The organism is uncultured Aquimonas sp., assembly GCF_937888285.1.
Lineage (GTDB): Bacteria > Pseudomonadota > Gammaproteobacteria > Xanthomonadales > Xanthomonadaceae > Aquimonas.
The window spans coordinates 1-8,777 of the sequence record NZ_CALART010000010.1; the positions used below are offsets into that span (position 1 = coordinate 1).

Annotated in this window: 13 protein-coding genes and 1 pseudogene; 6 read left to right on the plus strand and 8 right to left on the minus strand. The window is 65.7% G+C overall.

Annotation, left to right across the window (positions count from 1 at the left end; genetic code table 11):
• From arsB to Q0654_RS02330, 8 genes and pseudogenes are all read right to left on the minus strand, one after another.
• On the minus strand, positions 1-809 hold an 809-nt coding region (gene arsB, locus Q0654_RS02295; RefSeq protein WP_298850062.1), incomplete at its 3' end, for an ACR3 family arsenite efflux transporter.
• On the minus strand, positions 806-2,569 hold the full coding sequence (gene arsA, locus Q0654_RS02300) for an arsenical pump-driving ATPase (protein ID WP_298850064.1): 1,764 nt from the start codon (positions 2,567-2,569) through the stop codon (positions 806-808). The genes arsA and arsB, both read right to left, overlap by 4 nt.
• Positions 2,570-2,583: 14 nt before the next feature.
• On the minus strand, positions 2,584-2,955 hold the full coding sequence (gene arsD, locus Q0654_RS02305) for an arsenite efflux transporter metallochaperone ArsD (protein ID WP_298850066.1): 372 nt from the start codon (positions 2,953-2,955) through the stop codon (positions 2,584-2,586).
• Between the two features lie 28 nt (positions 2,956-2,983).
• Positions 2,984-3,403, minus strand: coding sequence for a DUF2703 domain-containing protein (locus tag Q0654_RS02310; protein WP_298850068.1), 420 nt, complete (start codon positions 3,401-3,403; stop codon positions 2,984-2,986).
• A gap of 35 nt (positions 3,404-3,438) precedes the next feature.
• Entirely contained in the window at positions 3,439-3,936 is a 498-nt protein-coding gene (locus Q0654_RS02315; protein ID WP_298850070.1) for an arsenate reductase ArsC, read from the minus strand.
• Between the two features lie 12 nt (positions 3,937-3,948).
• Positions 3,949-4,400, minus strand: a pseudogene (locus tag Q0654_RS02320) (ArsI/CadI family heavy metal resistance metalloenzyme).
• 11 nt (positions 4,401-4,411) lie between these two features.
• Positions 4,412-4,741: a helix-turn-helix domain-containing protein gene (locus Q0654_RS02325; RefSeq protein WP_298850082.1), complete on the minus strand. Its 330-nt coding sequence runs from the start codon at positions 4,739-4,741 to the stop codon at positions 4,412-4,414.
• Positions 4,742-4,897: 156 nt separating this feature from the next.
• Positions 4,898-5,095, minus strand: a complete 198-nt coding sequence (locus tag Q0654_RS02330) for a hypothetical protein (RefSeq protein WP_298850072.1) — start codon at positions 5,093-5,095, stop codon at positions 4,898-4,900.
• On the opposite strand from Q0654_RS02330, the gene Q0654_RS02335 reads away from it, so the two are divergent.
• From Q0654_RS02335 to Q0654_RS02360, 6 genes are all read left to right on the plus strand, one after another.
• Positions 5,094-5,345 (plus strand): hypothetical protein, encoded by a 252-nt coding sequence (locus tag Q0654_RS02335; protein WP_298850074.1) that lies wholly within the window; start codon positions 5,094-5,096, stop codon positions 5,343-5,345. The two genes, Q0654_RS02330 and Q0654_RS02335, sit on opposite strands and share 2 nt — an antisense overlap.
• 25 nt (positions 5,346-5,370) lie before the next feature.
• A complete protein-coding gene (locus Q0654_RS02340) occupies positions 5,371-5,763 on the plus strand; it encodes a hypothetical protein (RefSeq protein WP_127805102.1) in 393 nt (130 codons plus the stop codon).
• Between the two features lie 255 nt (positions 5,764-6,018).
• A complete protein-coding gene (locus tag Q0654_RS02345; RefSeq protein ID WP_298850076.1) occupies positions 6,019-6,735 on the plus strand; it encodes an ABC transporter substrate-binding protein in 717 nt (238 codons plus the stop codon).
• A gap of 290 nt (positions 6,736-7,025) precedes the next feature.
• Positions 7,026-7,826, plus strand: a complete 801-nt coding sequence (locus Q0654_RS02350) for a GTPase (protein WP_298850077.1) — start codon at positions 7,026-7,028, stop codon at positions 7,824-7,826.
• 66 nt (positions 7,827-7,892) lie between these two features.
• A complete protein-coding gene (locus tag Q0654_RS02355; protein WP_203328734.1) occupies positions 7,893-8,258 on the plus strand; it encodes a DUF3085 domain-containing protein in 366 nt (121 codons plus the stop codon).
• Positions 8,259-8,602: 344 nt separating this feature from the next.
• Positions 8,603-8,777: DUF3577 domain-containing protein (locus Q0654_RS02360; protein WP_298850084.1), on the plus strand; the 175-nt coding region annotated here is incomplete at its 3' end.

Consider the following 8,777-nt stretch of genomic DNA (forward strand, 5'->3'; position numbering starts at 1 on the left):
CCGGAATTGAAGAACACCTGGATCAGGATCGGCACCGCCAGCATGGCGATCACCAACGGCTGCTGCAGGATGGCCTGGCCCTGGAAGGCGAACAGCAGCACCAGCGTCAGCAGCAGCGCCGCGATCGACAGCGGGCCGATGCGGGCGAGCGCGGCATCGAATGCGGCCCGGCCACGACGCAGCAGCGCGCGGCGCCACAACTGCGCGAGGATGACCGGGATGACGATGTAGAGCACCACCGAGGTCAGCAGCGTGTCCCACGGCACCGTGATCGCCGACAGGCCCAGCAGCAGCCCGACGATGGGTGCGAAGGCGAACACCATGATGGTGTCGTTCAGCGCCACCTGCGACAGCGTGAACACCGGGTCGCCGCCGGTCAGCCGGCTCCAGAGGAACACCATCGCCGTGCAGGGCGCGGCCGCCAGCAGGATCAGCCCGGCGACGTAGCTGTCGAGCTGGTCGGCCGGCAGCCAGTCGGCGAAGACCTGACGGATGAACAGCCACGCCAGCAGCGCCATCGAGAACGGCTTGACGGCCCAGTTGATGAACAGCGTGACGCCGATGCCGCGCCAGTGCTGGCGCACCTGGCCGAGCGCACCGAAGTCCACCTTGAGCAGCATCGGGATCACCATGATCCAGATCAGCAGGCCAACCGGCAGGTTGACCTGGGCCACTTCCATGCGGCCGATGGCCTGGAACGCGCCGGGCGCGAGCTGGCCCAAGGCGATGCCGGCGACGATGCACAACAGCACCCACACCGTCAGGTAGCGCTCGAAGATGCTCATCGGAGTTGGGTTCGACGGATTCATGGCGCCTTCCGGCTGGCCAAGTCCCGCAGACGTTCCACACCGACCGGCTCTTCTGTCAGAAGGGGCACGACGGCAAAGCGCTGGGCATGCCGTGTTGCCACGGCGTCGAGTTCCTGCAACTCGTTATGCGCCCGTTGGCGCAGCAGCGGGGAACGCGGGTGCGCTGCCGCGACACTGCTGTTGACGACCCATGCCCACGGTTCGATGCCTGCTCGGCGCAGATCGGATTGTAGATTGGCCGCTTCCAATACGGGCGTGGTTTCGGCAAGCGTGACGATGAGCACCTTGGTTTGCTTTGGATCTTGCAACTGCATCATCGGCGTCGTGTAGTGCAGACCCGTGCCGCCCATCTGCCGGGCGATTTCGCGGTGGTATGCGCCTGTCGCGTCGAGCAGGAGCAAGGTATGCCCTGTGGGAGCAGTGTCCATCACCACGAACTTCTTGCCGGCCTCGCGGATGATGCGGGAGAACGCCTGGAACACCGCGATTTCCTCGGTGCAGGGGGAGCGCAAGTCTTCCTCCAGCAGGGCACGACCTTCGGCATCGAGCTGAGCGCCCTTGGTGTCCAGCACATGCTGTCGGTAGCGCGCCGTTTCTTCATGCGGGTCGATGCGGCTGATCGTCAGGTTGGCAAGCGAGCCTTCCAGCGTTTCGGCCAGATGCGCGGCCGGGTCTGAGGTGGTCAGGTGAACGGGCAGCCCCTGGTCTGCCAGTTTCACAGCGACGGCTGCGGCCAGTGTCGTCTTGCCTACACCCCCCTTGCCCATCACCATGACCAGTCCGTGCCCATCGGCGGCAATCTGGTCGACCAGGGTGGACAAGTCCGGCGCATCGAGCGTGGCAGGCTCCACGGCATCGGCACAGCCAGGGCTGGCGGTCTCGACCAGCAGACCGCGCAAGGCATCGAGGCCCACGAGGTTGAAGGGTTTGAGCGCGATCCGGTCCCGGGGCAAGGCCTTCAGCGCTTCCGGGACGGCAGTCAGTGCGGCTTGCTCTCGCCGATGAATCGCTGCAGCCAATGCGTCTTGCTCGGCCTCACCGGCGGGGAACACGCCGTTGATGACGAAGTATTGCTGCGACAGCCCGATGGCGGCCAGTTCTTCGTGGGTGCGCGCCGCTTCCTGCAGCGCGGCGCGTTGCGCACGAGCCACCAGAACCAGGCGGGTACGCAACGGATCAGCCAGACCTTCGACGGCTTCCTTGTACTGGGTGCGCTGCTTCTCCAAGCCTGCGAGCGGTCCCAGGCAGGACGCATCGCCCTTGCCGGCTTCCAGAAAGCCAGTCCATGCGCCAGGCAGTTGGAGCAGACGGATGGTGTGGCCGGTGGGTGCCGTATCGAAAATGATGTGCTCGTAGTCGGTCGTCAGCGTCGAGTCGATCAGTAATGCCGTGAACTCGTCGAAGGCGGCGATTTCCGTGGTGCAGGCACCGGAGAGCTGTTCTTCGATACCTCGCACCACCGGATCGGGCAGAACTCCACGCACCGGGCCGACGATGCGATCCCGATAGGCTTGGGCAGCCGCCTGTGGGTCGATTTCCAGTGCCGACAGGTTCGGCACGGCGGGAATCGCCGTAATGCGATTGCCGATGCGCTCGCCGAAAACCTGCCCCACGTTCGAGGCCGGGTCAGTGCTGACGAGCAGGACGCGCCGGCCTTGAGCGGCCAGTTGCACGGCGGTTGCGCATGCAATGGAAGTCTTGCCGACGCCTCCCTTGCCAGTGAAGAAAAGGAAGCGAGGCGGTTGAGCGAGAAAGTGCATTGAAGTTACCTTGTTCAGCAGCAGCGGCTACCGCCGCCGCAGCGCCCTTGTGCTTGGGTTTGCGATTGCGGCGCGGCGGGTGCGGCGATGCCCGCCCAGCGGGCCAGATCGTCACGCGCCGGATAGCGGCCCGCCAGCGCCAGTTGGCCGTCCACCAGCGTCACCGGCAGCACGGTCTGGCCGGTGCGCTCCAGCAAGCCCTTGACGATCGCGTTCTCGGCGAATGCCAGGGGCTGCTGCGACAGATTGAAGCGCTCGATCCGGGCACCGTTGCGGCTGGCCCAATCCACGTCGGCCGCGAAGGTCACGAGGTTCTGGTCCACTTGCGTGCCGCACACGCCGGTGTTGCAGCACAGGGCCGGATCGAAGACTTGGATGTTTCTCATCGTTGTACTCCTGGATTTGGTAACGGGTTCAAGAGGACAAGCTGGGGTCCAGCATGCGGCTCGCGGCAATCATTCCGGCGCGCACCAGCAAGTCTTCGGGGATCACTTCATAACGCTGGCCACCGACTTCCACCGTGCGGCAATCGTTGTCGCCGCATTCGTCGCAGCAGCGGCTGCGGCCCGTCTGCCCGCCCAGCCAGTATTCGATGGGTTGTCCAGCGATCAGGATCTGGTTGGATTGCAGCGGGTCTTGCAGGAACGCGGCTTCGTCGATTTCCTGTGTCTGCAATTCAGGCGCGATGCCCAGCGGTTCCAGCGCCTGTTGCAGCTTCCGGACGGCGCGCTGCACTTCTTCACTCGTGCCCTGGCAGCGCGGGCAGGTCGTTCCCCGTCCGCTAACCAGGCGTTGCCAGGAAATGGGCAGGCGCTTCATTTGAATGTCGGGCATGAGCCGTCCTCTCAGACACGGATGAGAGGCCGCCTTCACTTCTGGCCGATGTCGCGCAACTCGCGCTGCAAGGACATGGCGTCCAGGCGCGCGAGCGGCAACGACAGGAACAGTTCGATGCGGCGCTTGAGGACCAGGGCGGCATCCATGAAAGCCATGCGTTGTTGAACCTCGCTGCCTTCGACGGCCGCCGGATCGGGCACGCCCCAATGGGCCGAGACGGGCTTGCCCGGCCAGACGGGGCAGACCTCGGCGGCGGCGTTGTCGCAGACCGTGAAGATGAAATCGAACACCGGCGCACCGGGTGCCACAAACTCGTCCCAGCTCTTGCTGCGATAGGAGGTGCCGGGCAGGCCCATGCGCTCCAGCGTGGCGAGCGCCAGCGGGTGGACTTCGCCCTTGGGGTGGCTGCCCGCCGAGTAGGCATGAAAGCGCCCTTGCCCCAGCGCGTTCAGGATGCCTTCGGCGAGAATCGACCGGGCCGAATTGCCCGTGCAGATGAACAGCGCGTTGTAGGTGGTCTCTGTTGTCATGGGCGCCTCGCGTCAGCAGCAGGAAGCAGCCGGCTTCGCGGCGGTGCGGCCGTCGCTGGGTGCGCAGCAAGCCGCAGCCGTGCCGCTTGCGGTGTGAGGCGCTTCGTTGAACACCGGGATGTTGCCGAGCGTGTGGAAGTGCTCCCAAGCCACGCCCTGCGGGTCGGTGATCCAATGCTTCTCGCTGCGCGCGTAGCAGCAGGTCGTCGTGCCTTCGTCGAGCATCGTCATGTCGGCCGCCTGCGCGCGGGCCTTCAGGGCGGCGAGTTCGTCGGCGTCGTCGGTCTGGATGCCCAGATGGTCGATGCCCGGCTTGCTGCCGCGCGTGGAGATGGCGAAGTTGACCGGCGGGTCTTGGCGTAGTCGCCCTCGACGCGCGCCGGCTGCGCGGCGAACAGTTGGGAATAGAAGCCGATGCTGCGGTTCGGATCATCGACGTGCAGGTGGACGTGGAAGCGCTTCATGGGAAGTCCTTTCAGCAGGAGGTACAGGCATGGGAGGTAGCGTTAGCCTCGCACACGCCACTTTGGCAGCAGTGCTCGGTCAGGTAGCCGAGCAGCCCGTTCATGTGGGCGAAGTCGGCGCGGTAGATCAGGTTGCGGCCCTGCTGCTCGATCGTGACCAGGCCGGCATGGGCCAGCTCCTTCAGGTGGAAGGACAGGGTGTTGCGGGCCACGTCGAGCTGGTCGGCCAGGACGCTGGGGGTGAGCCCTTCGAGGCCGGCAACGACCAGGGCGCGGAACACGCGCAAGCGCTGGGTGTGGGCCAGGGCATTAAGGGCGGAAACGGCTTGGGTCTCGTTCATGATTCGATGATACAACATTTATCGAATCATTGTGCAAGCGTCTCGCAATGGAGGGTCGGACGCGCCCGGCGAATCGGGGGCGCGGCAGCGTCCGATTGCTGCATGACGCGGCTATCCGGCAGTCGAAAGCTCTCCCCCATGCGCTGCTGACAGTCGTCAGCACCATGCCCTGGCAGCCCCGGTCTTCAAGGCTGCAACGCGCCTCGCCGCGCTGACCGCACCAGTCCGCTTCGCATCGACCACCGCGGACGAGCGTTTCACAACGCCGATGCCGTTCATGTTCAACCCTTCGGGAGTTTCCGCTCCCGTCAGGGCGTGGTCCTCCCGGTCTTTCAACCACCAGGAGAAACCCATGTCCCTCGCGTTCGCATCGGCGCCTTTGAGCGTCGAACAGGCCCGCACCGAATCCATCGGCTTCCAGGCCCTGGCCTACGTCGGCAAGCGCCTGCCCTTGCAGCTGCTTTGCAGCGCAGCCGGCCACTACATCGGCACCGCCGATGCGGACGGCCCGGTCTCGCGCGAGTCGGTCAGCTACTTCCGCTCGCTCAACGCCGCCGACCACGCCCTGCAAACGGGCCGCTGGCAGCAGCGCCTCAACCCGTAATGTCCAACCACCAGGAGCCCATGTCATGAACCGTGCCCTGCCTCAAGAGGTACTTGATCAGATCGAGCTGGAACACCAGCACTTCGCCGCCGCACCGCAAGCCTTCTTCGAGGCCTGGAAGCGCGGCGTCAACATCGCCGGAGCCGAGTGGTTCGGTGACGGCACCCGCGATGGCCTGCAGCGTGCCACCACCAAGTGGGATCTGCGGCCGAAGCTGCTGATGCTCAACGATGCCCTGGGCGTCCTGAGCAGCGGCCAGCGGATGTTCCTGTCCGCGATGGTGAGCTTCTACAACGCCCGCGAGGGCGGCGCGATGCTCAAGCGTTGCGGCTTCGAGGGTCTGTCCGACCTGGGCGGCCTCGACCTGGAACGGCGCAAGGTCATCGCCGACCTGACGCTGAACTACAACGGCTGGTGAGCCGCACTGCGGCCCGCCGACGTTCTTCTTTTCTTCCCACCCCACGAGGGACATGCGTCCCTGTTCGGGGCCATGTCCCTCCTTCTTTTCGCAGGAGCGGCCATGTCCCGAATCACCATCTTCCACTGACCTGCACCGCCCGCCACCAGGGCGGCCCGACGCCGCGGCCGGCTGACCGGCTGCCACTTCATCCACTCGCTGGGGTTCAATCCCCGGCAGGGGATTGCCTCGGCCATCCTCTGCTGGAGGAATCCCATGTCCCATTCCAAAAACCCCTTCGTCCGCGGCTACGATGGCCTGTCCGTGCAGCGGCTGCTGGCGATTTCCTACGACGACGACTGCCCGCTGAGCTATCTGCCGCTGCACGTCTCGCAGTCGCACCTGCCGGACAGCCAGGTCGAGCGCCATGCCTGCGTCTTCTGCGACGACTTCGCGCTGATCACCGAGGGCCAGAACGTGCCGCCCGAGCTGGACGCGCAGTGCCCCAGCCACGGCATCGCCCGAAACCTCGTCTACGCCGTCATGGCCGAAGAAGCCGGCCAGCCGCTGCACGTCGGCGATACCTACTCCGAGGAAGCCGCGCGCGAGGTGGTACGCCGCCTGCGCTTCGAGACCGGGTTCTACAGCCGTGCTTGGGAAATCAGTTCGGTGCATATCACCGAGGAGGCCGGCCGCTTCCTCGCCGAACTGGCGGACATCGCCACGCCGAGCGGTTTTTTGTTCATGGCCTTCCGCATTCCCTACAGCCCGGCGGTCGGCGTGAAGCTGATCGCCACGCCCTGGACGGATGCGAACCTGCAGCATGTCGAGGGCATCACCGCCGAAGAGCTGCGGCAGGAGCACCGGGCCAAGGGCGTGCCGGAGTCCCTCGTGGAGGTGTTGCACCTGGCTGCGCTCGCCGACGTGCGTCTGCTGATCTTCGATGCCGACGCGCCCGTGCTGGACGGGCTGACGCTCTACGACGACGAGTAACCCGCAACCCATTCGAGCCCCCACGTCGGGGCTCTTCTTTTGCGCGGAACGCGGTGCCGGCGCATTGCCGATTCCCAACGGACGGTCGCCGCCATGTGCCGCACGCTGGCCGCATGTTCGCTGGCGTTGCCGGCAGCATGCCCAGGCAGTCGAGACCTTCAAGACTGCGGCGCGGTTCGCCGTGCTGGTTGCTTCGTTCTCCGGGCGCACCCGCGTCCATCCACCTCACCCTCAAGGGACAGACCTCCCTTGCGGGCGGGAGTCCCTTGGTTGCCACAAGGAGTCTCCCCATGGATACCCAAGCCATCCGCGCACAGATGCCGACGCTCGTCGTCGGTCATGTGCCTTCCAACGTCCGTTCGTTCAAGTTCAACATCTTCGACGGCCAGCCCAAGGTTTCGACGCTGGGCTTTCACATCGACCCGAAGCCTTTCGAGGGCAAGGTCATCGCCACCACCGACGAGGCCATCGTCGTCAAGACGGGACGGGCCGAGTTCGCGGTACTCGATCGCACGCTCGTGACCGAAGTGCCCGACGAGGGCGCCAAGGTGCAGGTCGAACCCTATGTCAGACGCCGCTTCGACGGTCAGCGGGCGGACACGCCCGAGGAGCAAACCGAGTTCACCGCCGACGGCCAGCCCTACACGGTGAAGCGGTTCGTGCTCGGGTCCGCACCGGCGAAGCTGCCGATCCCCGAGCCGCGCTGCCCCGAGCTGCAGGAACTGGTCGACCAACTGGAGCAGTTGCCCGCTCCCGACGGTTTCCGGCGCATCACCCACATGCTGGTGGATGCCGGTGCGCGGGACATCACCTGGGTCGATCCGCTGCCCGCCGACATCATCCGCACGCCGCCGGCCATCGGCTTCACCGTCGCCACGATGAAGTTCCAGGGTCGCGTCACCGTGCTGTATGAGCGTGGCCCCGACCTCTACGCGGTGGAGCTGCGCCGCGACGGCGAGCTGGTCGAACGGGTCGATGAGGTGTTCTTCGACACCCTCGGCGAGACGCTGGAACGGCTGATCGACGACGGGAGCTGGCGCCGCATCCGAGTGCAGTGCCTGTTGTCGGGTCGCAAGGCTGTCCGGCACTGACCTCCCAGCAGCTTCCCGCCTTCGCGGCGGGAAGCCTCTCTTCCTGCCTCCCTGGAGATCACACCCATGACTGTTCGATTCAAAGGCACGGAGCTGCGGCCCGTGCTCGCCGAAGCGGTGGCGAATCAATGCCGCGTCATCCTGGTCAAGGATCACGGCGTGTACTTCCTGGCCGAGCGCGGCGAGCGCCGACCCGATGGTCGCCAGAAGACCATCGCCTATGCCGCCGGCTGCAACCCGGATGTCGATGCCTTCGACGACTGGTGGGAACTGGCGCGTGCCGAGGTCGGTGGCGACGACTTCGGCGAGTTCTTCGATCCGCAGGAGGGCGTGTTTGCGCGCATCCTGCGCAGCGAGGACGACCTCGACGTGTCCGCCACCGCGACACACCTGTCGCTGCAGGCGGTTCCTTCCACCCCCAGCGGCAACTGACCGCCCATCCCTGGCCCCCGCTCCGGGGGCCTCTTTCTTCCCGGCAATGCGGACAGCCGCGAGTGCCGATTGCCGCTCGCCTGCGCGCCGTCCCGGCGCCACGCTTCCGGCCATGTTCCGCTGACGTCCGTCAGCGACATGCCCAGGCAGCCACGATCTTCAAGGCTGCGATGCGGTTCCGACCGCGTTGATCACTCCAGTTCGCACCGGCATCCATGCGCGAACGGCCATCGGTTCTCGATGGCGATGCCACCAAGCTGTTCCATCAACCCACGCGGGGGTTCCACACCTTCCCCGCCTTGGGTCGGGTGTGTCTCCGCCTCTTTGTTCTCAGGAGATTCACCATGACCACTTCCACCGACAAGTCCTACTTCGATCTGCACATCACCGGCCTCGGGTATCTCAATCGCATCCGCGAAGTGAAGCCCAAGAAAGGCGATGCGTTCCTGGCCTGCGACATCGCAGCCCTGAACGGTCCCAGCGATGACGTCTCGTATGTGCGTTTCGACACGCGCGTAT

Bases quoted from the DNA above. Each gene is read 5' to 3' on its own strand.
- arsA (WP_298850064.1), bottom strand. From the start codon at position 2,569: ATGCACTTTCTCGCTCAACCGCCTCGCTTCCTTTTCTTCACTGGCAAG.
- arsD (WP_298850066.1), bottom strand. From the start codon at position 2,955: ATGAGAAACATCCAAGTCTTCGATCCGGCCCTGTGCTGCAACACCGGC.
- Q0654_RS02310 (WP_298850068.1), bottom strand. From the start codon at position 3,403: ATGCCCGACATTCAAATGAAGCGCCTGCCCATTTCCTGGCAACGCCTG.
- Q0654_RS02315 (WP_298850070.1), bottom strand. From the start codon at position 3,936: ATGACAACAGAGACCACCTACAACGCGCTGTTCATCTGCACGGGCAAT.
- Q0654_RS02325 (WP_298850082.1), bottom strand. From the start codon at position 4,741: ATGAACGAGACCCAAGCCGTTTCCGCCCTTAATGCCCTGGCCCACACC.
- Q0654_RS02335 (WP_298850074.1), top strand. From the start codon at position 5,094: ATGTCCCTCGCGTTCGCATCGGCGCCTTTGAGCGTCGAACAGGCCCGC.
- Q0654_RS02330 (WP_298850072.1), bottom strand. From the start codon at position 5,095: ATGGGTTTCTCCTGGTGGTTGAAAGACCGGGAGGACCACGCCCTGACG.
- Q0654_RS02340 (WP_127805102.1), top strand. From the start codon at position 5,371: ATGAACCGTGCCCTGCCTCAAGAGGTACTTGATCAGATCGAGCTGGAA.
- Q0654_RS02345 (WP_298850076.1), top strand. From the start codon at position 6,019: ATGTCCCATTCCAAAAACCCCTTCGTCCGCGGCTACGATGGCCTGTCC.
- Q0654_RS02350 (WP_298850077.1), top strand. From the start codon at position 7,026: ATGGATACCCAAGCCATCCGCGCACAGATGCCGACGCTCGTCGTCGGT.
- Q0654_RS02355 (WP_203328734.1), top strand. From the start codon at position 7,893: ATGACTGTTCGATTCAAAGGCACGGAGCTGCGGCCCGTGCTCGCCGAA.